Raw genomic sequence first — 24,907 nt, forward strand, 5'->3', positions numbered from 1 at the left:
TTTGCAAGCATACAATAGTTAAAATGGAATTAGGAAAATATAACACTTTAGAAATATTAAGAGATACCAGTGTTGGTTTGTTTTTAGGAGATACAGATGGTAATGATGTTTTATTACCAAATAAGTATGTACCAGAGAATTTTGAAATAGGTGATATGCTTACTGTATTTTGCTATTTAGATTATGATGAAAGGCCTATTGCTACTACTTTAAAACCCTATATTATTCGTAACGATTTTCATTTGTTGCGTGTTGCAGAGGTAAACAATTTTGGAGCTTTTATGGAATGGGGTTTGGAGAAGCATTTGTTGGTGCCATTTAGAGAGCAACGTACTAAAATGGTAGACGGCCAATGGTATATTGTTTATTGTTATTTAGATGAGCAAACAGACAGATTAGTGGCATCTAACAAATTAGATAAGTTTTTATCTAATGAAGAGTTAACTGTAGATAATAATGATGAGGTTAATATTTTGTTTACTAGAAAAACGGATCTTGGGTGGGAAGTAATAATAAACAACTTACATAAAGGATTAGTTTACGCTAATGAAGTTTTTAAAGATATTGCCATTGGAGATAAGCAAATTGGTTATATAAAAAATATAAGACCAGATAATAAAATTGATGTATCCTTACAACCACTAGGTCATTTAATTTTAGAACCAGTAGCAAACGCTATTTACCAGAAATTAAAAGAAAATGGAGGCTTTCTAGGCTTACATGATAAATCTGACCCAGAAGATATTAAAAGAGAGTTAGAGCTAAGTAAAAAAGCTTTTAAAAAAGGTATTGGAACTTTATACAGAGAACGAAAAATAGAAATTAAGCCAGATGGCATATACTTGAGTTAAATAATTAACGTTAGTTTGTAAAATAAAACTTACAGTACTAATTTTGTTATATAAATTAAGTTATTCATAATTTTATTTTAGAGTAAAAAACGTTAAATTGCATAGACCATATAACTATAAGCAAACATTAACCAACCTGTAAATTAAAAATATGCCATTTATAGAAGAAGTTGATTTATTAGAACTACACAAGGATATAGATAAGGCTCAATTAATGAACGAGCGTTTATTAGACCAAATAAAATTTAAGAATAAAGAGCTAAAAAGAAAAAAAAGACAGCGTAACGTATTAGGTATAATTGCAGCTGTATTTTTCTTAGGTACTTTAGTTTTTACTTCTTTTTCTGCAGGTTTATCTACAAGAGCTAGAGCTTTTAATTCTGCCGAGAATAATAATATCCTTGTATCTATAGATAGTTTAGATGTAATAAAAGCAAGAATAAATAATTTAAAAGAACAAAATGAAGAGTTAAATTTTGTAAACGACTTTTATTTGGCTCGTAACATTTTGGAGAAAAAAGTAATATACTCTGTACAGGTTAAAACTTTTGTAGATAATAATGTAACCTTAGTATCTAACTCACTAGCAAACACGTTATTTGTAAAAAATAACCCTTTTTATACATATTCTATTGGTAATTTTGAAACTATTGAAGAAGCAAGAACTTTTAGGTTGCAGCTTGTAAAGATGGGTTTTGAAGATGCTTTTGTTGCTTCTTATAAAGATGGCAAAAGATTAAAAATAGAGAATCCTAACTAAAAATGAAATTAAAAGCTTGGGTAAATGCCGCTAGGTTAAGAACCTTACCTTTGTCTATATCCGGAATAATAGTTGGTTATGCTTTGGCTTGCTTGTATGGTTATAATAACATAACTGTTTTTATATTAGCACTTTTAACAACCATAGCATTGCAAGTAACATCTAACTTTGCAAATGATTACGGAGATGGTGTTAAGGGCACAGATAATGAAGATAGAATTGGTCCTAAACGTGCGTTACAAAGTGGAATACTTACTCCTAAAGAATTAAAAAAAGGAATTTTTATAGCTATTATTTTATGCCTAGTTTTAATTGCAGGTTTAATATTTACGGCGTTTAGTGCAGATAGTATAATTTACATAATACTCTTTTTTGTACTTGGTGTTTTTGCAGTTTGGGCAGCTATCAAATACACCGTAGGTAAATCTGCTTATGGTTACAGAGGATTGGGAGATGTGTTTGTTTTTATCTTTTTTGGACTAGTTAGCGTTCTTGGCTTTATGTTTTTACTTACAAAAACACTCTGTTTTATGGCTTTTTTACCAGCAATTACTATTGGTTTACTAAGTGTGGCCGTGTTAAATCTTAATAATTTAAGAGATATTGTATCCGATAAAACCTCAGGGAAAAATACAATTGTTGTTAAAATGGGGTTTTTAAACGGAAAAAAGTACCATTATTCATTACTTATAACTAGTTTTATAAGTGTATTAATATTTACAGTTTATAATTATACAAATGTTTTTAATTTTATATGGCTGTTTGCTTATATTCCTTTGGCTAAACACTTTATAAAAGTATTAAAAATGAAGGATTCTTTAACGATGGATCCAGAACTCAAAATAGTAGCCTTAAGCAGTTTTTTATTCGCTATTTTGTTTTATTTTAGTTTTAATAATTTTTTGTAAATTAGCATAGATTAAGTCCATCATAAAACCAACTGAATTGGAAAAACCCATAAAAATTTTAATTGTAGAAGATAACGTTATTATAGCAGATGATATGCAATCTATGCTAGAAGAAATTGGCTATGAAATAGTTGGTAATGTTATTGTATATGAGCAAGCAGAAGAAGTGCTAAGAACTACCGAGGTAGATTTAGTACTTATAGATATTATATTAGCGTCAGATAAAACTGGTATAGATTTAGGTAAGCATATTAGGGATAACTATAACATACCTTTTATTTTTGTAACATCTAACTCTGACAGAGCTACAGTAGAAAAGGCAAAAATTGTAAAACCAAATGGTTATTTAGTAAAACCTTTTGAACAACAAGATTTATACACTTCAATAGAAATTGCATTATCTAACTTTAATTATTTAGACAAGCAAGGCTTAACGGAAGATGATGTAGAAAAGCCAATGTCTAATTCGGTTTTAAAAGATTCTATCTTTGTAAAAAAACAACATTTATATTACAGAATTAATTTTACTGATATTCAGTTTATAAAAGCTGATAATGTTTACCTAGAGGTAAATACTGTAGATAAAAAATTCTTAGTAAGATCTCCTTTAAAAGATTATTTAGAGAAACTACCAAAGGACAAATTTTACAGAGCTCACAAATCTTACATTGTTAATGTGGACCATATAGGAGCTGTAAATTCCAAAGATGTTATGATTAATGATAAATTAATTCCTATTTCAAAAGAATTTAAAGAGTTTATTATTTCTTCAATGAACTCTTAACAATAAAAAAAGCCTTGCCAATTTAAGCAAGGCTTTTTTTATAAACACGAATAGTGTTTTTATAATTTAGAAAAAGCAATTCTGTTAATGTTTATTTTAGGAGTTTAGTCATAAAACCTAACATAAAACAAGCAAAACATAATTACAAAATAGCTATTATGCCATTACTGGAGTTCTTTTCTACTTTTTAAGGGGTTTTACCTTATTATTTTTACTATTTTGAGCTTATAATTATTAAGAAAATCATAACTTGCCCTATAGTTTAACAAAAACTTAAGAAAAAGGAGTGTTTTAGGGCACTACACTCTTTTACTTATACCCAAGTAAGTCAAAATTTTTTTTATAACAGACCCGTAATATGATTACAAAAATTGCTAAAATTTTAAGCAACAATAAAAATATACAGTACATTTTAAAACCTAATAACAACATATCTACTTCTAAAACATATGTTGCAGTTTTATTTTTTTCGTTTGCAATTTTTAATGCTTCTACAGCACAAGAAATACAGTTACAACAAACGGTTTTAGACAGTTTTGTAAAAATACCGTCTGCAAAAGACAAGTTTGCCTATTTCTATAAAACACCAAATAGATATAAAGAAAATTCTAGTTACGAGTGGTTAGAGCGCATAGATTCTATGTTAACCAAAGCCAGAAATGCCCAGGATGATGGTTCTGTAGAATACTATAGAATTTTACAAGCACACATTCATCAAGATTTAGTTCAGTATGACAAAAGTATAGCTATAACCAATGAACTGTATATAGATAAAACAAAGCTTAGTGATACACTTAAAAGTGCATTGCTAGATATTATGGATGAGAATTACTCTCAGCTAAAACTATACGAAAAGCAAATTGCAATTCGTAAAGAAAAGAAAGAGTTAGGTTTAGCAGATAACATCTCTTTTTATGATATTTATGCAGATCAAGGCCTGTACCAAAAAGCTAGAGGCGAATACATTAGAGAAAAAAGTAATGTTGTTAGTAGCGATGATTATTATGGACAAGCTGTTTACAATAATAAAATAGGAGATTTCCTTAGGTTAGATAAATCGTCACAAGTAGCCTTAGAAAAATACCAAGAAGCACGTAAATATATAAACACCTATTTAGATACTATTGCCAGACCAAAAACTGAAGATGAGTTGGTAAAAGGTGCTCTTTTAAAAGGTGTTATAGAAGGTAATATAGGAAAATGTTATATGCTTTTAAAAAGGTATGAAGAAGCTATTCCATTATTAGATTCTAGTTTGGTAAAAATTAGAGAATTTAATGTAGAGGTTTATTCTCAAGATGCCGTAGAAAACACATTGGATTTAGCCAACTGCTATTTACAAACTAATAAATTAGATAAGGTTTTAGAACTTATTAATGATGATTTACGTGCTATAAAAGTATCCAATGTACTACGTAAAAATCAATTATTAGCTGTTTATTATCAAAAAATGAACGATTATAAAAAGGCTAATTTTTACCTAAACAACAATATAAAAATTAACGATTCTATAAGGGTAAATGAAACCTTAAAAAAGCACCAACAAATTGCAACTGTTTTTGAAAAAGAATTAGAAAATTCTGAAGATAGATTAGACGAAAAGAAAATTGAACTAGAGAACGCAAAAATTGAAGCACAAGCCAGTGATGAGCGTATGAGTTTAATTTTAATATCGTTAATATTTACACTTTTAGGATTAGGTGGTTTGGTATTTGCTTACATTAAAAGTATAAAAAACCAACGTGTTATTGCTAAGCAAAATAATATTATTGAAAGCCAGTTAACAGAAAAAGATTCGCTTTTAAAAGAAATTCACCACAGAGTAAAAAACAACCTTCAAATGGTATCTAGTTTGTTAAGTTTACAAACTAAAAATACTAAAAGTAAAGCTGCAATTATGGCTTTAGAAGAGGGTAAAAGTAGAGTAAAAGCAATGGCGTTAATTCATCAAAAACTATATCAGAATGATGATTTATCTGTAATAGAAATGCAAGGTTATGTAGAGAGTTTGGTAAATAGTGTACAGTCGGTATTTAAAAAAGGAGGTCATAATATAAACATTACCATAGATGCAGAAGGTGTAGAGTTAGATATTGATAGAGCAATTCCTTTTGGATTAATACTAAATGAGCTTGTTTCTAATTCTTTTAAATATGCTTTTCCAGATAATGATGAAAATGGAAAAATCTACATTCATTTAAGAAATACAGAAACAGGTGGTTATTTTGAATATACAGATAACGGTGTAGGTTTACCAGAGGATACAGATGAAAGAACTAAATCTTCAATGGGTATTCGTTTAATGAACCGTTTGGTAAATCAGTTACAGTCTACACTTAATATAGATAAATCTGTAGAAGGAGTTCGTTTTTGGTTCAATTTTAAATAAATTTGAACTAAAATAACAAACTATGAAAATTACATTCCTTGGTCACGCAACTTTGTTACTAGAAGTTGGAGGCAAAACTGTTTTGGTAGATCCGTTTATTTCTGGTAATCCAAAGAATAATAATCAAGTAGATAAAGACACTTTAAACCCAGATTACATTTTAGTTACCCACGCACATCAAGATCACGTTTTAGATGTAGAAGACATAGCTAAAAGAACAAATGCTGTAATTGTTAGTAATTTTGAAATTGCTACATATTATGAAAATAAAGGGCTAAAAGTACACCCTATGAACCACGGTGGTAAATGGACTTTTGATTTTGGAACCGTAAAATACGTAAACGCCATACATACATCTTCTTTTGCAGATGGATCTGAAGGTGGACTCCCAGGCGGATTTGTTATCACTTCATCAAATAAAAGTATTTACATAGCTGGTGATACAGCCTTAACTATGGATATGAAACTTATACCAATGTTTACCAAGTTAGACTTAGCTGTTTTACCAATGGGAGACAACTTTACAATGGGTGTAGATGATGCTATTCTTGCATCAGACTTTATAGAATGTAATACTATTTTAGGCTATCATTTTGATACTTTTGGTTTTATAGAAATTGATGAAGAAAAAGCTATAGAAAAGTTTAAAGCGTCAGGTAAGCAATTGCATTTATTACCAATAGGAAATTCCCTTACAGTATAATTTTTACTGTTATGAAAGCAATTTATAAAAAATACACGCTAGATTTTAAAAGGCCTAGTGGTACTTCCCGTGGTGTACTTACCCAAAAAGAAACTTGGTTTATTATTTTAAAAAACGATAATAAAACAGGAATTGGTGAATGCGGAATTTTAAGAGGTTTAAGTATAGACGATGTTCCAAACTATGAAGAAAAGCTAAATTGGGTGTGCAACAACATTCATTTAGGCTTAGAGGTTCTTTTAATAGAGTTATTGGAATTTCCTAGCATTCAATTTGGATTAGAACAGGCATTTTTATCTTTAGCAGCAGATAACCCTTTTGTTTTGTTTAAGAATAACTTTTCTAAAAATGAAGCTACTATTCCCATAAATGGATTAATTTGGATGGGAGAGGAGTCTTTTATGCACCAACAAATACAACAAAAGCTACAAGACGGTTTTAGTTGCATTAAAATGAAAATTGGAGCAATAGATTTTGATAAAGAGATTTCGCTTTTAAAATCCATTAGGAAAACATACAAAAAAGAAGAAATAGAACTGCGTGTAGATGCTAATGGAGCTTTTAAGGAGGATGCTTTGGATAAGTTAAAAATTTTAGCCGAATTAGACTTACATTCTATAGAACAACCAATTAAGCAAGGTAATTATGTTCAAATGAAAAATTTGTGTGCCGTTACACCATTACCAATTGCTTTAGATGAAGAATTAATTGGTGTGTTTGGTGTAACAAAAAAGGAAGAACTACTACAAACAATACAACCGCAATATATAATTTTAAAACCAAGTTTAGTTGGTGGTTTTAAAGGTGCACAACAATGGATTTCTTTAGCAGAAAAATATAATATTGGTTGGTGGGTTACAAGTGCATTAGAAAGTAATATTGGCTTAAATGCAATTGCACAATGGACCTATGGCTTACATAGTAAAATGCCGCAAGGTTTAGGCACTGGTAGTTTGTATACCAACAATTTTAATAGTCCTTTAGAGGTTAGCAACGGTGCTATTAGTTACCGTAAAACCTTAAAATGGCAACAAAATTTAATAGAAGATTTATGTATATAGAACAAGGGCTTAAAGCAAAAACAAGAGGTATGTGGAAGTATTTTATACTTCCAACTGGATTTATAATTTTAATGATATTTAATTATATCTCTGTTAAAACCTCTCCAATTCCTGTAGATGAAATAATGAATAAGTTAATAGAACAATTTGGTAGAAATCCAGTGTTTGCTATTAATTTATTGCCTTTAGCATTTGGTTTATTTCTTGTTTTAGGGTGGACAAAACTTATTCATAAACAATCTATAACATCTTTAACAACAGCCAGAAAAAAAATAGACTTTAAACGTATTGGTTATTCTTTTGCTTTTTGGGGATTACTAACCATATTTTTATTTGCTGTTGGTTTTGTACTTTCTCCAAACGATTTTGTTTTTAATTTTAAACTAGGGCCTTTTATTGCCTTAGCAATTATTAGCTTGTTATTAATACCATTACAAACTAGTTTTGAAGAATACCTCTTTAGAGGTCATATGATGCAAGGAATTGGACTTATGGCTGGTAATAAACTAGTGCCTCTAATTATAACATCTGTATTGTTTGGTGTAATGCATATGGCCAATCCAGAGGTAGAAAATCTTGGCTATGGTATTATGGTATACTACATTGGTACAGGTTTCTTTTTAGGGATTATAACGCTAATGGATGACGGCCTAGAACTTGCTCTTGGTTTTCACGCGGCTAATAATTTAATTGGAGCTTTGTTGGTTACTGCAGATTGGACTGTTTTTCAAACAGATTCTATTTATCTAGATGTTAGCAAACCGGAGTTAGGTTGGGACATTTTTGTTCCTGTTTTAGTAATATATCCAATACTAATATTCCTTTTTGCTAAAAAATACAAATGGACTAACTGGAAAGAAAAGCTAACTGGTAAAGTTTTTAAAGAAGAAGAATTGACTGCAGAACAGCTTACAGATGAAGCATTTTAGTAGCATTAATCCTAAGTTTAAATTAAATGGCATTTTATATACTAAGGATCAATTGTGTTCTTTAGCAGTAGAATTGGCAGAAAAAGACAATTTTAAAAAAGAAATAGGCTCGTTTTTGCAAGATTGGCTTTCTAATTCGCCTACATTAATTGTTCATACTTCTGGCTCTACAGGCACACCTAAGCCAATAATACTACAAAAACAGCAGATGGTAAATTCTGCTTTAGCAACAGGTTCTTTCTTTAACTTAAAAGAAAGTGACACAGCTTTATTATGTTTGCCCGCAAGTTATATTGCTGGTAAAATGATGCTGGTAAGAGCATTGGTTTTAGGTTTAGAAATAGATTTTGTAGAACCTAGTTCTAATCCTTTAAAAGAAATAAATAAAAAATATAAATTCTCTGCAATGGTTCCTATGCAAGTTTATAATTGCTTGCATAATTTACACTTTATAGATACACTTATAATTGGTGGTGCCGCAGTTTCTTTAGATTTAAAGGAGAAGTTAAAAAGCGTGTCTACACATTTGTTTGAAACTTATGGGATGACGGAAACCATTACCCATATTGCAGTAAAAGAAATTAAATCTGATTCTTTTAAAACCTTACCAAACGTTAAAGTTTCTTTAGATAATCGTAATTGCTTAGTTATTAATGCGCCCAAAGTCTCAGATGTTATTATAACAACTAATGATGTAGTAGAATTAGTTTCAGAATCTGAATTTATATGGTTAGGTAGGTTTGATAATATTATAAATTCTGGAGGAATAAAATTGAATCCAGAACAGATAGAAGCTAAATTATCTGACTATATTAATTCTGATTTTTTTATTACAAGCTTGCCCGACCCTGTTTTAGAAAACAAACTTGTTTTACTAATAGAAGGGGAGCAAAAAAATGAAGATATTTTGGCTACACTAAAAGAATCCGAAGTGTTTACTTCTTATCAAATACCTAAAAATGTTTGGTACATACCACAGTTTATACGTACTAAGTCTGGTAAAATTCAACGTACTAAAACTTTAGAATTACTTAAAAAGTAACTTAACTCACTCAAAAGTACACTTCCCTAATTCTGTGTTTTTCTACTAATGACTCTATTGTAGGTTTGTTTTAAACTTATAAACTAGTCATTATGAAAAACTTTTTAATAGCCCTATGTATTATTTTTTGTAGCACAGAATTAAGTGCTCAGACAAAAACAGTTACGGGAACTGTAATGTGTGATAACAACCCTTTGCCAGGAGTAAATGTTGTTGTTAAAGGAGCAAACAAAGGCGTATTAACAGATTTTAATGGTCATTTTTCAATAAAGTCTAAGAAAAATGATAAACTTGTCTTTACCTGTTTAGGTTATAAACCTAAAGAAATTAAACAGAAAAAAATAAAGTTAACAGTAAACCTACAGGAAGATTATACAATTTGCTTTCCAAAACTATCAGATAATCTTCCATTCAACATCTATGAGTTTGGATCAGAAAATATTAATACGCAGCAAGATTTGTACAATACAATTAGGTCAAAGGTACCAGGTGTACAAATAAGTAATACTCAACTTAACAATACACCAACAATTACAATGCGTGGTGATAGCAATACCATTGTTATTATAGACGGTGTACGCTACACAGATACTTCAATTTTACAAACTATAAATCCTTTAGATATAGAAAAAGTGTATGTTGCTAATTCTGTTGCGGCTTCTAATTATTTACTAACCAAAAGAAACTAAACCTTATGAAAAATCTATTATTTATACTTTGCATAATTGTATGTAACATACAAGCAAACGCACAAGAACAAACAATTACGGGTACAGTTACAGATGCTACTGGTCCTTTACCAGGAGTAAATATTATCAGTAAAAGAGCAAAATATGGCACTACCACAGATTTTGATGGCTTATATACTATAAAAGCTAGCAAAGGAGATACGTTAGCATATACTTACATAGGTTACAAATATAAAGAGGTTGTAGTAAAAGATAATCTTAAAATTGATGTGGTATTAGAAGAAGATAGTGCAACTTTAGACGAAGTTGTTGTTATGGCATATGGCACTACTTCAAGAAAATCATATACAGGTAGTAATGTTAGAAAGGTAACAAAGAGAGAAAAAATACAAAACAACATTTCTAGCCAATTAGCAGGTAATGTTGCAGGTGTACAGGTTACAAAAGGGATAAAAAAAACAGGTAAACCAATAAAAATCAGAGGAGTATCTTCAATCAATGCAAATAATGAGCCATTGTATATTGTTAATGGAGTTCCTGCAAAAGAGGGTAATAGAGCTATTTATAAAATTAAACCATCAAAAATTAAATCTATGGAGGTTTTTAAATCTCCTAAGGCAAGTGTTTTGTTTGGTGAAGCAGGTAAAAATGGATGCGTAATTATTACAACAAAAGGATATACTAGTACAATTAATTATGATGAAGAATATGCTAAATTATCCGAAAATCAGTTCAAAAAGGCTAAGCTATCTCCACTTTCTACTTTTTCTATAGATGTTGATAAGGCTGGTTATAGCAACGTAAGAAGAATGATAAATAACGGAGATAATATACCTTATGATGCTGTTAAAATTGAAGAAATGGTAAATTATTTTGATTATGATTATCCGCAACCAATAGATGAACATCCATTTTCTATATCTACAGATGTAGCTAAAACGCCTTGGAATACACAAACACAATTGGTTCGTATAGGTTTACAAGGAAAAGAATATTTAAATGAGGAATTGCCAGCCTCTAATTTGACTTTTTTAATAGATGTTTCTGGCTCTATGGAAGATCATAACAAGTTGCCTCTTTTAGTATCTGCTTTTAAATTATTAGTGCAACAACTTAGAGAAAAAGACAAAGTTGCTATTGTTGTTTATGCTGGTGCCGCAGGCGTTGTTTTAGAGCCAACAAATGGAAATCAAAAAGAAAAGATAATAAATGCATTGCAAAAATTAGAAGCTGGTGGCTCTACAGCAGGCGGACAAGGAATTCAATTGGCGTATAAATTAGCAGAGAAAAATTTTAAAAAGAACGGAAATAACAGAGTAATACTTGCTACTGATGGCGATTTTAATGTTGGTGCGTCTAGTAACAGCGATATGGAAAAACTAATAGAGGAAAAAAGAACATCTGGTGTGTTTTTATCTGTACTTGGTTTTGGTATGGGTAATTACAAAGACTCTAAGTTAGAAACTCTTGCAGATAAAGGTAATGGCAACCACGCTTATATAGATACTATGCAAGAGGCACAAAAAGTATTTGGTAAGGAGTTTGGAGGTACATTATATACTATTGCTAAAGATGTAAAAATTCAAGTTGAATTTAACCCTGCTAAAGTACAAGCTTATCGTTTAATAGGTTATGAAAATAGACTTTTGGCAGATGAAGATTTTATAGATGATACCAAGGACGCAGGTGAATTAGGAAGCGGACATAAAGTTACTGCACTCTACGAAATAGTTCCTATTGGTATTAAAAGTGATTATGTAAAAGATGTACCAGATTTAAAATATACAAGTAGTGAAGAACTAGATAGTTTTTCTGATGAGTTGTTTACGGTTAAGTTTAGATATAAAAAACCAGATTCAGAAACAAGTGTAGAAATGGTTCACATTCAAAAAAATGAAGAATTAGAAATGTCTGCAGATTTTAAATTTGCTTCTGCAGTAGCGTTGTTTGGACTTAAATTACGTAAATCTCAGTTTACAAATAATGCTAATTTAACAACTGTAATTAAGCTAGCAGAACAGGGTAGAGGTGAAGATAAACAAGGATACAGAGCCGAATTTATACGTTTGGTAAAAGCATCTGATAAGGAATTGTAATTAAAAGTGGTTGTGTTTTTAAAAAGGCTGACTAATTATGGTTAGCACTTTTTTTATATTGTAATTTGTAAAACCAAACAGAAGCTAATAAACCTATTATAGAGAAAACAGTGAGCATAATAAACACGTGTTGGTGCCCTAATTCTCCAGGAGAATTATCTAATAATATACCCATTAATGGCCCTGCAAAAATGTCTGGTGTGTAACCAATAATAGAAATTAAACCTACTGCTGTGCCAGTTAAGACTAAAGGTATTTGCCCATCTTGCATTGTAGCAAAATACAGAGAGCGTACAGCATAAACTCCCGTTACTGTTACCAAAACAGATACAATAAATAGTGTAGTGCTGTTAGGGGTAATTATCCCCGATGCAAATAACAAAGCGCCAAAAATACTAAGTATAAAACTATTAATGAGCCAAAGTGTAGTTTTACTTTTATCTGCTATAAAACCTATTATTATACCAATAACTGGCCTAATAAATAGTAAAAGTGTACCAATTTTAGCCGACTTTACTTCATTATACAACATAACTTCTTTAGCGTAGAGCGAGAAAACATCTGTAATTTTATAGCCAACATAAGCACACAAAATAATTACCATTAATAACCAAACAGATGGTATTTTTAAAACTGTTTTTATTTGGTGTGTAGAAATAGATTGTAGCTGTATTTCTTCTTCTTTAATTTCTTTAGATTTTAAAAAGAACCAAACAATAATTCCAATTACAATAATTATAAAAGATGTTACCCAAATAATATAATTAAAAGCCTCTGCTCTATTTGCTAAACCTGAAGTTTCTACAGAACCAATTATAAATAATGAAAATATAAAAACACCTAAAGCTCCAAAACCAGCACCTACTAAACCTCTGCCACCATCTAAAAACCCAAATGCTTTACCTTGAGATTGGTTTCCGCCCCACACACGCGTAGCTTTTATCATAGGAGCCCAAAACAAAAAAATGGTTGTAAACCCCCAGTAACCATAAAGTATTTTAAGTACTAAGTAAGTTGGGTTACTTGCAAGTACTAACCCGCCTAAGGCTGTAGCAAACAATGCTATTGCAATTAGTTTTCTTGGCGGAAATTTATCTGCAATAGGTCCGCCTAGTAAATAAGAAGCCATTGCAACAAAACCATAAACGGAAAAACAAGTTCCTAGTTCTAAGTTTGTTAGGTTAAATACCTCTAAAACTGTAGGTCTAAATACTCTAGCTAAAACAAATGGTAATATAAAAACTGCTTCTCCAGATAAAATTAGAAGAAGCAGATATAGCCAGTTGTATTTTTTTTTGGTATCGATAAATTTAAGTATAAAATTAAACCTGTATTACTCCTAAGTTAAAAGGCTTTTCAATAGGCGCGTGATTGGCAGCTTCTATCCCCATAGATATCCATTTTCTTGTATCTAGTGGGTCTATAACACCATCTGTCCAAATGCGAGAAGCTGCATAATAAGGAGAAATTTGCTCATCATACCTTGCTTTTACCTTATTAAACAATTCTTTTTCTTTTTTCTCGTCTATTTCTTCTCCTTTTTTAAGTAATGAAGCTTTCTCAATCTGCATTAAAACCTTTGCAGCAGAATTACCACTCATTACCGCAAGTTCTGCACTTGGCCAAGCAGCAATTAATCTAGGATCGTATGCTTTACCACACATAGCATAATTACCAGCACCATAACTGTTGCCAATAACAATTGTAAATTTAGGGACAACAGAGTTACTAACGGCGTTTACCATTTTAGCACCATCTTTAATAATACCACTATGTTCACTTTTACTACCTACCATAAAGCCAGTAACATCTTGTAAAAATACAAGCGGTATTTTCTTTTGGTTGCAATTTGCTATAAAACGGGTAGACTTATCTGCACTGTCATTGTAAATAACACCTCCAAATTGCATTTCTCCTTTTTTGGTTTTCACCAACTTTCGTTGGTTGGCAACTATACCAACAGCCCAACCATTTATACGAGCATAACCTGTAATTATAGTCTTGCCGTAACCTTCTTTGTATTCTTCAAACTCAGAATCATCAACCAAACGCTTAATAATCTCAAGCATATCATACTGGTCGCTTCTAGATTTTGGTAGAATACCGTAAATATCTTTAGGGTCTAATTTTGGTTTTTTAGGTTCAATTCTGTTAAAGCCAGCCTTGTCAAAATCACCAATTTTAGCTACTATTTTTTTTATTTTATCCAAAGCATCTGCGTCATCTTTGGCTTTGTAATCAGTAACACCAGATATTTCGCAGTGTGTAGTAGCGCCACCTAATGTTTCATTATCAATGCTTTCTCCAATAGCAGCTTTAACAAGGTAACTTCCCGCTAAAAATATACTAGCTGTTTTATCTACAATTAAAGCTTCATCACTCATAATTGGTAAATAAGCACCACCTGCAACACAACTTCCCATAATTGCAGATATTTGGGTAATTCCCATACTACTCATTACCGCATTATTTCTAAAAATACGTCCAAAATGCTCTTTGTCAGGAAAAATTTCATCTTGCATTGGTAAATAAACACCAGCACTGTCTACCAAATAAATTATTGGTAATTTATTTTCTATGGCAATTTCTTGCGCTCTTAAGTTTTTCTTGCCAGTTATAGGAAACCAAGCACCAGCTTTAACAGTAGCATCATTAGCAACAACAATACATTGTTTACCTTGTACGTACCCTATTTTTACAACAACACCACCAGATGGGCATCCGCCGTGTTCTTTGTACATACCCTCACCTGCAAAAGCAGCTATTTCTATAGCGTCTGTGTTGCTATCTAAAAGATAATCTATACGCTCTCTGGCTGTCATTTTACCTTTAGCATGTTGTTTTTCAATTTTACTTTTGCCACCACCCAACTTTACTTTGGTCAGTTTATGTTTTAAATCTGATAAAAGGAGCTTGTTGTGATCTTCGTTCTTATTGAAATTTATATCCATTATGTAAAAATTGCTTTAGACCATAAAGATAAGCGGAATAATATATATGATATTGATTAACTTTGATAAAAGTTTAAAAAAATAGTTGATTGATGAGCAAAAAAATAGGTTGGGGTATAGTTGGTTTAGGAAATATTGCAGATAAGTTTGCTACAGATTTGGCTTTAGTTACAAATGCAAATTTAGTCTCGGTATCTTCTAGAAGTGAGGAAAAAGCAAATACGTTTGCAGACAAACATAATGTAAAAAATAGATATACCAATGCCCAAGATTTATTTAATTGTATAGATGTAGATGTTGTTTACATAGCTACTCCACATACGTTGCACAAAAATTTAAGTTTACAAGCTATGGACAGTGGCAAGCACGTTTTGTGTGAAAAACCTATGGGAGTTAACAAAGAGCAAGTGCAAAGTATGATTGCTGCATCTATTAAAAACAATGTTTTTTTAATGGAAGCTTTGTGGAGTAGGTTTTTACCATCAATACAAAAAGTAAAGCAAATTGTAAATGCTAATGAGTTGGGAACTATAAGTTATATTAAGTCCGATTTTGCTTTTTATGGTTTAAATAGGGCAGAAGAGAGCAGACTTTTAAACCCAAACTTAGCAGGTGGCTCTTTGTTAGATATAGGAATTTATCCTGTATTTTTATCTTACCTTTTGTTAGGAAAGCCAAATGAAATATTAGCAACTGCTAATTTTTATAAAACCGGAATAGAAAAGCAGATTTCTATTATTTTTAAATATAATAATGCACAGGCACATTTGTACAGTGGTTTAATGGCCAATACAGAAACCAGCTCTGAAATAGTAGGAGAACAAGGGTTATTAAAGTTAGAAACCAGATGGCATGAAGCAGATGGGTATTACATTGAAAAAAACCGGGAAAAGAAGTATTACAAAACTCCTAAACTAGGTATTGGTTATACGTATGAAATAGAAGAAGTGCACAAATGCATTGCTAACAACCAAATACAAAGTAACCTATGGTCTCATAAAAATAGTTTAGATTTAATACAATTATTAGATCAAATTAGAGATCAAACAGGTATAGTTTTTCCTTTTGAAGCTTAATTTATTAGGTATTTTACCTTTAAAATTACGATATTTGGCATCTAATAAACCAACAATAATTAAAGATGAATAAAAATACAGTTTTAGCTTGGGCTACATTTATTATGATACTTGTGGGCTTATCACTAATTGCACTTGGTGCATTTAGATATGATGATGTTGCCGGATGGGGATTTGCAGCCGTAGGAATTGGCTTTTTTGCTATTGCGTGGGTTTTTAATGCACTTAAAGGTAGAGTGTAAAAATAAAATATATGTGGGCAAAATGGTATAGTTATGTACTGTTTTGCCTTTTTTTAATTCAATTAATAACAACTAATAATACAAGATATGTCAGACGATATAAAAGTCATTTTTTCAATGTCTGGAGTTTCTAAAACCTTTAAAACGGCTAACACTCCAGTATTAAAAAATATATACCTAAGTTTCTTTTACGGTGCAAAAATTGGTATTCTAGGTCTTAACGGATCTGGTAAATCTACCTTATTAAAAATTATAGCAGGTTTAGATAAAAATTACCAAGGAGATGTTGTTTTTTCTCCAGGTTATAAAGTTGGTTACTTGGAACAAGAACCTAAGTTAGATGATGATAAAACAGTTTTAGAAATAGTTAAAGAAGGCGTTGCAGAAACTGTAGCCATTTTAGATGAGTACAACAAGATAAACGATATGTTTGGCTTAGAAGAAGTGTATTCTGATGCAGATAAAATGGATAAGTTAATGGCTAGACAAGCAGTATTACAAGACCAAATTGATGCCAGTAATGCTTGGGAGTTAGACACTAAATTAGAAATTGCTATGGATGCATTGCGTACTCCAGATGGTGACAAAAAGATTAGTGTATTGTCTGGAGGTGAGCGCAGAAGAGTTGCTTTATGTAGACTGTTATTACAAGAACCAGAAATTTTGCTTTTAGATGAACCTACTAACCACTTAGATGCAGAATCTGTGCACTGGTTAGAGCACCATTTAGCACAATATAAAGGTACTGTTATTGCTGTAACGCATGATAGATACTTTTTAGATAATGTAGCGGGTTGGATTTTAGAGCTAGATAGAGGTGAAGGTATTCCTTGGAAAGGAAACTACTCTAGCTGGTTAGACCAAAAATCTAAACGTATGGCAGACGAAAGTAAAACAGCGTCTAAGCGTCAAAAAACATTAGAACGAGAGTTAGAATGGGTGCGCCAGGGTCCTAAGGGAAGACAAACAAAACAAAAAGCTCGTTTAAAAAACTATGATAAATTAATGAGTCAAGATCAAAAGCAACTTGACGAAAAATTAGAAATTTACATACCTAATGGTCCGCGTTTAGGAACAAATGTTATAGAGGCTAAAGGAGTTAGTAAAGCTTTTGATGATAAATTACTTTATGAAGATTTAAACTTTAAATTACCACAAGCAGGTATAGTGGGTATTATTGGCCCTAATGGTGCTGGTAAAACCACAATTTTTAGAATGATAATGGGTGAAGAAACTCCAGATAAAGGAGAATTTAGTGTTGGTGAAACTGCTAAAATTGCCTATGTAGACCAAAGTCACTCTAACATTGACCCAGAAAAAACAATTTGGCAAAACTTTAGTGATGAGCAAGAATTGGTAATGATGGGTGGTAAGCAAGTAAATTCTAGAGCTTATTTAAGTAGATTTAATTTTTCTGGAAGTGAGCAAAATAAAAAAGTAAGTATGTTATCTGGTGGTGAGCGTAACCGTTTGCATTTAGCAATGACGTTAAAAGAAGAAGGTAACGTTTTACTTTTAGATGAGCCTACAAACGATTTGGATGTAAATACTTTACGTGCCTTAGAAGAAGGTTTAGATAACTTTGCAGGATGTGCTGTTGTTATTTCTCACGATAGATGGTTTTTAGATCGTATTTGTACACATATATTAGCTTTTGAAGGAGACTCGCAAGTTTATTTCTTTGAAGGATCTTTCTCTGATTATGAAGAAAATAAGAAGAAACGTTTGGGCGGAGATTTAATGCCAAAACGTATTAAGTATAAAAAATTAATTAGGTAATTGTATTTAATTAATTGAAAATAAAAAACTCCTTAAAGTTATTTAAGGAGTTTTTTATTTTCTTTAGTATGACTCGTTAGGGTACCAATCTAATTGTACAACTTTAATGTCTTTATTACCTTCGTTTACCAATTGTTTAAATTTAGCAATATCACTAACATCGGGTTTGCCACGATAGTGGTATGGGTATACTTGTTTTGGTTTAAACTCTAATACTGCACTGGCAGCACTATTAACTGTCATTGTATATGGCAAATTCATACAAATAAATGCTTTGTCAATATCTTGTAAAGCACGCATTTCTGGTATATCTTCTGTATCTCCAGAAAAGTAAACGCGCTCACCAGCTTTTTCTATTAGGTAGCCATTTCCACGTCCTTTGCTATGAAATTTAACAGCTTCTTCCCTTAAATTATACATTGGTATTGCTGTAATTTTAATATCTAAAAAATCTACAGATTCGTCATTGTTTAGTACTGTAAGCTTTGTTTTTAAATTATCAGAAAGTTTGTCTGCAACGGCTTGTGGAGCTACAATAGTAGTTTTATTAGTGTTAATAGCTTCTAAAGTTTCAACATTTAAATGATCTCCGTGAATATCTGTAACCAAAATTAAATCTGGTTCATCTTGTCCATCAAACATATTTGCACCTCCTACAGGATCTATATAAATAGTAGTGTTTCCCCATTTAAAAACAGCTGTAGCGTGCTCTATAGGTGTTACATTAAAGTGATTATCAATTTCACTTGTTTCTTCTTCTGTGGTATTCTTAGTTTCTTTATTGTTTTTACAACTAGTTATAAATAAACAGAAAACAGCAATAGTTATTAGTTTTTTCATTGGTTTTTATTTTAAATTTAGCCTCATTTTAATACTACTTCTTTTGTAAACAACATTGGGTTCTAATGGTATTTCTTTAAAACCTATCTTTTTATATATGTGCAAAGCGTTGGTAAGTTTAACACTAGAATACAAAATAACTTGCTCCCATTGTTTTTCTTTGGCAAAGTTAATGGCGTAGTTTAGTAATTCTTGACCAATTCTTTTACCTTGGTAGTTTTCGCTTACTGCCATTTTTCCTAATTCATAAACGTTTTCTTTAATTTTAATATAAGCTACACAGCCAACAATGGTATCCTCAATTTTAGCAAAAAAGATATATCCACCTTTGTTAATTATATTCTCTTCACAGTTGTTTAAAAGTTCTATATCTTTTTTTTCAACTTCAAAATACTTTTTTATCCACTCTAAATTTAGATTTTTAAAGGTTTTAGCGTATTTTGGCAGAAAGGGAATAAATGTTAAATTATTCATTATAAATTATAATTTTAGATAATTATTTCCGTTAGACGATTAATATTGGACTTAAACCAATTTTTAAGTGCATATAATCTAAATGTTAAACCAAAACGTATATAAATTTGAACCAAAAGATTAACTTAGTCAAGTTAATAAATTAAACTGAATTAATAGTATTGTTATGAGTGAGAAAAAGAGTAATACAGGATTAAAGGTACTTGCTGTTTTATTAGGAGTAGGATTATTAGCTTCTATTGCCTACACAGTTTCTTTGTATAAAGACAGAGAGAAAACCAAAACTGTTTTAACACAAGAGAAAGAATATGTAGTTAATGATTTAACTAGCTTACAGTCTGAGTATGACAAGGCTATTATGGAAAGTAATGCTACAAATGAAGAATTAGTTGAAGCTAGAGACAGAATTGCTAAATATATTGACTCTGTAAAAACTATGAAAACAGATATTTCTTCGTTATCTAGGTATAGAAGACAGGTTGATTTGTTAAAGAAAGAAAGAGCTTTTTTACTTAAAAAGGTAGACTCTTTAACTACATCTAACACTATGTTAGCTATGGAAAGAGATAGTACTTATCAAGAATTATCTAGACAAACAGTTTTTAATGATTCTTTAGTTGTACAAAATACTCAATTAGCAGATGCGGTAGAAAAAGGTTCTGCTTTAAATTTATCTAAGTTCTCTGTAGATGCAGTAAAAGAGCGTAGTAGTGGTAAATTGGTTTCTACAACTAGAGCGGGAAGAGCAGACAAACTTAAAATATGTTTTACTGTTGCAGACAATGCAATTGCGCAAGCTGGTGATAGAGAGTTTTATTTAGAAGTTTTAGATCCTCAAGGTAATGTTTTAGGTGAAGGAACTACTAAATCTAACGAAGGCGGTGCATCTTTAACTTATAGTAAAGCAACTGCTTTTTACTACGAAAACAGAACTTTAGATATTTGTGATTATGTAAATAAGCCAACTGGTGATTTCCAAAAAGGAAACTATATGGCTATTGTTTATGATTCTAAATTAAAAATATTAGGTAAAAGTGAGTTTACACTTAAATAAACTTTTATTTTTAGTTATAAAAAAAGGTGCAATTAAAAATTGCACCTTTTTTGTATTTATATGGTTCGGTTTTTTATTTTAGGGAACCTACCATTTCTTCTGGTTTAACCCATTCATCATATTGTTCTGCGGTAACATAGCCTAAGTTAATAGCTTCTTCCTTTAATGTAGTGCCATTTTTATGAGCAGTGTTTGCAATCTCTGCAGCTTTATAGTATCCTATTTTAGTATTTAAAGCTGTAACTAGCATTAAAGAGTTGTTTAGTAGTTCTTTAATAACATCGTGGTTTGGCTGTATGCCAGCAGCACAATTAACATCAAAACTAACACAGGCATCACCAATTAACTGCGCAGATTGTAATATGTTTGCAGCCATCATAGGTTTAAAAACATTAAGCTCATAATGACCTTGTGTGCCACCTACAGTTATAGCAACATCATTACCCATAACTTGTGCACAAACCATAGTTATAGCTTCTGCTTGTGTAGGGTTAACTTTTCCTGGCATTATAGAACTACCAGGCTCGTTTGCAGGAATAATAATTTCGCCAATACCAGAACGTGGGCCAGAAGCCATCATTCTAATATCATTAGCAATTTTATTAAGTGAAACAGCTAGTTGTTTTAATGCACCATGACTTTCTACTATAGCATCATGTGCGGCCAATGCTTCAAATTTATTTTTAGCGGTAATAAATGGTAATCCTGTAAATTCTGCTATGTATTTAGCAACTAGAACATCATAACCAGCAGGTGTGTTTAAACCTGTACCTACAGCAGTACCACCAAGAGCAAGCTCTGCTAAGTGTGGCAATGTGTTTTCTAATGCTTTTAAACCGTGATTTAATTGAGAAACATAGCCAGAGAACTCTTGTCCTAAAGTTAAAGGCGTAGCATCCATAAGGTGAGTACGTCCAATTTTTACAACATTTGCAAATTCTTTAGATTTTTGTTCTAAAGTATCTCTTAGTTGTTTAACTCCAGGTATAGTAACTTCTGTAATTTTTTTATAAGCGGCAATGTGCATTCCTGTAGGAAAGGTATCGTTAGATGATTGTGATTTGTTTACATCATCATTAGGCTGTATCGTTTTTTCTCCTTCACCAATAACATTACCGGCTATTTCATGTGCTCTGTTTGCAATAACCTCATTTACATTCATATTACTCTGTGTGCCAGAGCCGGTTTGCCATATAACCAACGGAAACTGGTCATTATGTTTACCTTCTAAAATTTCATCACAAACCTGTGCAATTAAATCTCTTTTTTCTGTAGATAAAACACCTAGCTCACAATTGGTGTAAGCTGCTGCTTTTTTTAAATATGCAAAACCATAAACAATATCTAATGGCATAGATGCAGCAGGACCAATTTTAAAATTGTTTCTAGAGCGCTCTGTTTGTGCTCCCCAATATTTATCAGCAGGTACCTCTACCTTGCCCATTGTATCTTTTTCTATTCTAAAGCTCATTGTACTAATTTTTTATAGCCACAAAGGTAAGAATTTGGAAAATTTTTAATGCTTATTTATTTGATGATTTTAGTTTATTTTGGAGCAAATATGAACTTTAATTAAAAATAATGTTAATTAAATTTATATGTTAATGTAGCTCTTAGGTTTCTTTGGTCTGATTGAAGTTCGTTGTATGAGATAGAATTGTTTAAGGTAGTAGTAGAATATCTTTTGTATGCATTAAAAATATCAGTAACACCAATAGATACTGCCACTTTATTTTTTAATAAATTTTTACTAAATGCAATATCTAACCTATCTAATGCTTTTGTTTTTGTTTGGGAATTAGTATTTGCCCCTATGTAATAGTAATTTGTTTGAAAATTTACATCGTAAATAAGAGGTAGTTTAGCACTAGCACTCCCTGTCCACCTAAACTGGTTAGCACTAAAGTCTACATTAACTATTTGGTTGTTGTTGTTAGTATAGTTATAGTTGCCATTTAATTTTTGGTTATACATAAACATATTTAAAGATAAACGCCATTTTTTTAAGGGTACATACGTTACTGTTGCGTCTATGCCATATCTATCTTCTTCTGCAATGTTTCTTTTTGTTTTTGCTATTATTGGCGCAGATATTGTACCGTTAGTACTAGTCACAGTTTCAGTATTTCCGGTTTCTATAACTACATTGTGTATAACATCTTCTGTTTTAGAGTAAAATAATGCAGAATTAAAAGTTATTTTATTCCACTTATTTATATAATTAAACTCAAAAGAATTAGTAAACATTGGGTCTAGATCTGGGTTGCCATAAAACAAATTGGTTTTGCTAACCCTATTAGGAAAAGGATTTAAATTCCCAGCCGTAGGCCTATCAATTCTTTTACTGTAGTTTAGACTTATTTTTTCTTTATTACTAAACTCGTAACTTAAAAACATTGAAGGAAACCAATTGGTGTACAACTTATTGTCTGTAGTATTTGTATTAGTAAGTAAAATAGACAAATTTGTATGTTCTACTCGGATACCTAATGAGGCATTAAACTTATTAAAACCTTGTGAAAATTGTAAATAACCAGCATTAACATCTTGACTGTAAACTAGGTTGTTACTGTAATTGTTGTTTTTTATAAATAGATTATTAATTATAGATCCTTCTGTATAGTCTATATTATAATTGTCATAAACACCTCTATAACCAACTTCTATTTTAGAATTGTAATTTTTACCAAATGGAAGTGTATAGTCTATTTGTGCAAGTTGGCTTATTTGTGTGTCGTCTGTTATGGCCTCATCAAATAGATTGGTGCTGTTATTTTCTAGTATAAATTCATTAATAGCCCTGTCTTCTAACTCAAAACTTCTAGAGTACTGATAGTCTGCGGTTAAAATATGACCTTTAGAGTTAAATTTTCTTTTGTAATTTAAAGAGTATCGTATACTTTCTTCGTCGCTATCTTCTTCTGTATCTCTATTTCTGTTAATTGTTGTATTGTTTGTAGTATTAAAGTTAGTTAAGTCTATAGCTGTGTAGTTTAAACCAGATCCTTTGCTATATGCTACCGAGTTAGTTACACTAGAATTTTTATTTAACAATAGTTCTATACCGGCATTTACAGATAAATTTTTGTAATTGCGGTCTAAAGATCTGTATTCATTTTCAAAACCAGTAGTGTTGTTGTTATTGTCAAAAAAATCATTGTAAAATAAAGAATAGCCAGGTCTTTCTCTGTCTGTATAAGTTATATTAGAAAAAATATTAAATAATTTCTTTTTAACACCTAATGATACTCCCAATTTATAATATTCCGGGTCTTTAACTGTTGCAGTTATAGAACCGTTTAATCCAGATTTTTTAGATTTTCGTAGTATTATGTTTAATATGCCAGCTGTACCAGAAGAACTGTATTTTGATGAAGGGTTTGTTATAACTTCTACCTTTTGTATGGTGCTTACAGGCATTTGTTTTAAAGCTTCGGGACTAATGCCAGATAGGGTAGAGGGTTTACCATTAATTAAAATTTTTACATTATTATTTCCTCTTAAGCTAATTGTACCTTCTGCGTCTACAGCTACTGCAGGAATATTATTTAAAACATCCGAAGCGGAACCACCATTTAAAGTTAAATCTTTACCAACATTGTATATTTTTTTATCTAACCTTAATTCTACGGTTGTTTTTTCAGCAATAATTTCAACTTCGTTTAGTTCCTCTACATCTAAGCTTAACATTATTTGTCCTAAATTCTTAGATTTTGTTAATGTTATATTCTTTAAATAGTAAGTTTTGTAAGAAATATGCTCAATTTTTATATTGTAATTTCCATATGGTATACCATCAATACTAAACTTACCATTTTTATTACTTATACCACCAGAAATATAATTAGAGTTATTTTTATCTTCAATTATTAGTGTAGCAAATTCTAATGGAGTTTTTGTTTCAGAGTCTACAATTGTACCAGATAATTTTACAGTATTATTACTATTATTTATTTGGTTTTGCTGGGCATTAATAACTGTAGATAAGGCAAAGAATAGAAAGAATATTTTTTTCATTGTTTATTAGTCTTTTGTATTTATAACAAATAGGACTAATGTGTGGTAAGTGTTATTAAGCATATTATAAAGTAGGTTATTAAGTTGAGTTGTTAGTTTAAAAACGGTTAATAATACTTAAGCTACTTACAGGTATTTTATGGCAATATTAGTACGTCTTATACTACAAATATAAAAAAATATTAAAATAATTATTATTTTTTTTTGATTTAGATTTGTACTATTCATCTTAACAAGTATCTTTGTAACCGTTAAAATAAAT

Annotated in this window: 21 protein-coding genes; 15 read left to right on the forward strand and 6 right to left on the reverse strand. The window is 30.8% G+C overall.

Annotated features, from left to right (window positions below; all coding sequences use genetic code 11):
* Nucleotides 1–23 precede the first annotated feature (23 nt).
* The 11 genes from BFJ87_RS13335 (at nt 24) to BFJ87_RS13385 (ending at nt 12,212) form a co-directional block, all read left to right on the forward strand.
* On the forward strand, nt 24–851 hold the full coding sequence (locus BFJ87_RS13335) for a CvfB family protein (protein ID WP_077405510.1): 828 nt from the start codon (nt 24–26) through the stop codon (nt 849–851).
* Between the two features lie 151 nt (nt 852–1,002).
* Nucleotides 1,003–1,611, forward strand: a complete 609-nt coding sequence (locus BFJ87_RS13340) for an SPOR domain-containing protein (RefSeq protein WP_077405513.1) — start codon at nt 1,003–1,005, stop codon at nt 1,609–1,611.
* Nucleotides 1,612–1,613: 2 nt separating this feature from the next.
* Entirely contained in the window at nt 1,614–2,519 is a 906-nt protein-coding gene (menA, locus tag BFJ87_RS13345; RefSeq protein ID WP_077405515.1) for a 1,4-dihydroxy-2-naphthoate octaprenyltransferase, read from the forward strand.
* Nucleotides 2,520–2,556: 37 nt separating this feature from the next.
* Entirely contained in the window at nt 2,557–3,303 is a 747-nt protein-coding gene (locus BFJ87_RS13350) for a LytR/AlgR family response regulator transcription factor (protein WP_013622251.1), read from the forward strand.
* A 358-nt stretch (nt 3,304–3,661) separates the two neighbouring features.
* Entirely contained in the window at nt 3,662–5,692 is a 2,031-nt protein-coding gene (locus tag BFJ87_RS13355) for a sensor histidine kinase (protein ID WP_077405517.1), read from the forward strand.
* Nucleotides 5,693–5,714: 22 nt separating this feature from the next.
* The gene (locus tag BFJ87_RS13360; RefSeq protein WP_077405519.1) at nt 5,715–6,395 is read left to right on the forward strand and encodes a metal-dependent hydrolase; all 681 of its coding nucleotides are present in this window, start codon (nt 5,715–5,717) and stop codon (nt 6,393–6,395) included.
* Nucleotides 6,396–6,406: 11 nt separating this feature from the next.
* Complete coding sequence (locus BFJ87_RS13365; protein ID WP_077405523.1) at nt 6,407–7,456, forward strand: o-succinylbenzoate synthase; 1,050 nt, start codon at nt 6,407–6,409, stop codon at nt 7,454–7,456.
* Nucleotides 7,447–8,385: a CPBP family intramembrane glutamic endopeptidase gene (locus BFJ87_RS13370; RefSeq protein ID WP_077405981.1), complete on the forward strand. Its 939-nt coding sequence runs from the start codon at nt 7,447–7,449 to the stop codon at nt 8,383–8,385. Before BFJ87_RS13365 ends, BFJ87_RS13370 begins: the two co-directional genes overlap by 10 nt.
* The gene (locus BFJ87_RS13375; protein ID WP_077405526.1) at nt 8,372–9,427 is read left to right on the forward strand and encodes an AMP-binding protein; all 1,056 of its coding nucleotides are present in this window, start codon (nt 8,372–8,374) and stop codon (nt 9,425–9,427) included. The genes BFJ87_RS13370 and BFJ87_RS13375 overlap by 14 nt, the downstream gene beginning before the upstream one ends.
* 92 nt (nt 9,428–9,519) lie before the next feature.
* Complete coding sequence (locus BFJ87_RS13380) at nt 9,520–10,116, forward strand: carboxypeptidase-like regulatory domain-containing protein (RefSeq protein WP_077405529.1); 597 nt, start codon at nt 9,520–9,522, stop codon at nt 10,114–10,116.
* A 5-nt stretch (nt 10,117–10,121) separates the two neighbouring features.
* Complete coding sequence (locus BFJ87_RS13385; RefSeq protein WP_077405532.1) at nt 10,122–12,212, forward strand: YfbK domain-containing protein; 2,091 nt, start codon at nt 10,122–10,124, stop codon at nt 12,210–12,212.
* Nucleotides 12,213–12,243: 31 nt separating this feature from the next.
* Here BFJ87_RS13385 and BFJ87_RS13390 read toward each other — a convergent pair whose 3' ends face one another.
* A complete protein-coding gene (locus tag BFJ87_RS13390) occupies nt 12,244–13,518 on the reverse strand; it encodes an MFS transporter (RefSeq protein ID WP_077405535.1) in 1,275 nt (424 codons plus the stop codon).
* Nucleotides 13,519–13,534: 16 nt separating this feature from the next.
* Nucleotides 13,535–15,163: an acyl-CoA carboxylase subunit beta gene (locus BFJ87_RS13395; RefSeq protein ID WP_077405538.1), complete on the reverse strand. Its 1,629-nt coding sequence runs from the start codon at nt 15,161–15,163 to the stop codon at nt 13,535–13,537.
* A 92-nt stretch (nt 15,164–15,255) separates the two neighbouring features.
* On the opposite strand from BFJ87_RS13395, the gene BFJ87_RS13400 reads away from it, so the two are divergent.
* The 3 genes from BFJ87_RS13400 to ettA all read left to right on the forward strand — a co-directional run bounded on the left by BFJ87_RS13400 (nt 15,256) and on the right by ettA (nt 18,260).
* Complete coding sequence (locus BFJ87_RS13400; protein ID WP_077405542.1) at nt 15,256–16,239, forward strand: Gfo/Idh/MocA family protein; 984 nt, start codon at nt 15,256–15,258, stop codon at nt 16,237–16,239.
* 65 nt (nt 16,240–16,304) lie between these two features.
* Nucleotides 16,305–16,481 (forward strand): CAL67264 family membrane protein, encoded by a 177-nt coding sequence (locus BFJ87_RS16920; RefSeq protein WP_171974517.1) that lies wholly within the window; start codon nt 16,305–16,307, stop codon nt 16,479–16,481.
* A gap of 87 nt (nt 16,482–16,568) precedes the next feature.
* Complete coding sequence (gene ettA, locus BFJ87_RS13405) at nt 16,569–18,260, forward strand: energy-dependent translational throttle protein EttA (protein WP_077405545.1); 1,692 nt, start codon at nt 16,569–16,571, stop codon at nt 18,258–18,260.
* Nucleotides 18,261–18,323: 63 nt separating this feature from the next.
* Here the strand turns inward: ettA and BFJ87_RS16815 are convergent, their stop codons facing one another.
* Both BFJ87_RS16815 and BFJ87_RS16820 read right to left on the reverse strand, forming a co-directional pair.
* Nucleotides 18,324–19,100: an MBL fold metallo-hydrolase gene (locus BFJ87_RS16815; protein WP_139344250.1), complete on the reverse strand. Its 777-nt coding sequence runs from the start codon at nt 19,098–19,100 to the stop codon at nt 18,324–18,326.
* Nucleotides 19,101–19,106: 6 nt separating this feature from the next.
* Entirely contained in the window at nt 19,107–19,574 is a 468-nt protein-coding gene (locus tag BFJ87_RS16820; protein ID WP_139344251.1) for a GNAT family N-acetyltransferase, read from the reverse strand.
* Between the two features lie 166 nt (nt 19,575–19,740).
* Between BFJ87_RS16820 and BFJ87_RS13415 the strand changes: the two genes are divergently transcribed.
* Nucleotides 19,741–20,628 carry a hypothetical protein gene (locus BFJ87_RS13415; protein ID WP_077405548.1) on the forward strand — a complete coding sequence of 296 codons (888 nt, stop codon included), beginning with the start codon at nt 19,741–19,743 and terminating at the stop codon, nt 20,626–20,628.
* A gap of 73 nt (nt 20,629–20,701) precedes the next feature.
* Here BFJ87_RS13415 and fumC read toward each other — a convergent pair whose 3' ends face one another.
* Both fumC and BFJ87_RS13425 read right to left on the reverse strand, forming a co-directional pair.
* The gene (gene fumC / locus BFJ87_RS13420; protein ID WP_077405551.1) at nt 20,702–22,099 is read right to left on the reverse strand and encodes a class II fumarate hydratase; all 1,398 of its coding nucleotides are present in this window, start codon (nt 22,097–22,099) and stop codon (nt 20,702–20,704) included.
* Nucleotides 22,100–22,212: 113 nt separating this feature from the next.
* On the reverse strand, nt 22,213–24,645 hold the full coding sequence (locus BFJ87_RS13425; protein ID WP_077405554.1) for a TonB-dependent receptor: 2,433 nt from the start codon (nt 24,643–24,645) through the stop codon (nt 22,213–22,215).
* Nucleotides 24,646–24,907 lie beyond the last annotated feature (262 nt).

It is taken from the genome of Cellulophaga omnivescoria (genome assembly GCF_001999725.1).
Classification (GTDB): Bacteria; Bacteroidota; Bacteroidia; order Flavobacteriales; family Flavobacteriaceae; genus Cellulophaga; species Cellulophaga omnivescoria.

Excerpts from the sequence above, each read along its gene's own strand:
- BFJ87_RS13415 (WP_077405548.1), top strand. The coding sequence starts at position 19,741 with ATGAGTGAGAAAAAGAGTAATACAGGATTAAAGGTACTTGCTGTTTTA.
- menA (WP_077405515.1), top strand. The coding sequence starts at position 1,614 with ATGAAATTAAAAGCTTGGGTAAATGCCGCTAGGTTAAGAACCTTACCT.
- BFJ87_RS13335 (WP_077405510.1), top strand. The coding sequence starts at position 24 with ATGGAATTAGGAAAATATAACACTTTAGAAATATTAAGAGATACCAGT.
- BFJ87_RS13360 (WP_077405519.1), top strand. The coding sequence starts at position 5,715 with ATGAAAATTACATTCCTTGGTCACGCAACTTTGTTACTAGAAGTTGGA.
- BFJ87_RS13370 (WP_077405981.1), top strand. The coding sequence starts at position 7,447 with ATGTATATAGAACAAGGGCTTAAAGCAAAAACAAGAGGTATGTGGAAG.
- BFJ87_RS13395 (WP_077405538.1), bottom strand. The coding sequence starts at position 15,163 with ATGGATATAAATTTCAATAAGAACGAAGATCACAACAAGCTCCTTTTA.
- BFJ87_RS13400 (WP_077405542.1), top strand. The coding sequence starts at position 15,256 with ATGAGCAAAAAAATAGGTTGGGGTATAGTTGGTTTAGGAAATATTGCA.
- BFJ87_RS13340 (WP_077405513.1), top strand. The coding sequence starts at position 1,003 with ATGCCATTTATAGAAGAAGTTGATTTATTAGAACTACACAAGGATATA.
- BFJ87_RS13355 (WP_077405517.1), top strand. The coding sequence starts at position 3,662 with ATGATTACAAAAATTGCTAAAATTTTAAGCAACAATAAAAATATACAG.
- BFJ87_RS13425 (WP_077405554.1), bottom strand. The coding sequence starts at position 24,645 with ATGAAAAAAATATTCTTTCTATTCTTTGCCTTATCTACAGTTATTAAT.
- BFJ87_RS16920 (WP_171974517.1), top strand. The coding sequence starts at position 16,305 with ATGAATAAAAATACAGTTTTAGCTTGGGCTACATTTATTATGATACTT.
- BFJ87_RS13365 (WP_077405523.1), top strand. The coding sequence starts at position 6,407 with ATGAAAGCAATTTATAAAAAATACACGCTAGATTTTAAAAGGCCTAGT.
- BFJ87_RS16815 (WP_139344250.1), bottom strand. The coding sequence starts at position 19,100 with ATGAAAAAACTAATAACTATTGCTGTTTTCTGTTTATTTATAACTAGT.
- fumC (WP_077405551.1), bottom strand. The coding sequence starts at position 22,099 with ATGAGCTTTAGAATAGAAAAAGATACAATGGGCAAGGTAGAGGTACCT.
- BFJ87_RS13385 (WP_077405532.1), top strand. The coding sequence starts at position 10,122 with ATGAAAAATCTATTATTTATACTTTGCATAATTGTATGTAACATACAA.
- BFJ87_RS16820 (WP_139344251.1), bottom strand. The coding sequence starts at position 19,574 with ATGAATAATTTAACATTTATTCCCTTTCTGCCAAAATACGCTAAAACC.
- BFJ87_RS13375 (WP_077405526.1), top strand. The coding sequence starts at position 8,372 with ATGAAGCATTTTAGTAGCATTAATCCTAAGTTTAAATTAAATGGCATT.
- ettA (WP_077405545.1), top strand. The coding sequence starts at position 16,569 with ATGTCAGACGATATAAAAGTCATTTTTTCAATGTCTGGAGTTTCTAAA.
- BFJ87_RS13380 (WP_077405529.1), top strand. The coding sequence starts at position 9,520 with ATGAAAAACTTTTTAATAGCCCTATGTATTATTTTTTGTAGCACAGAA.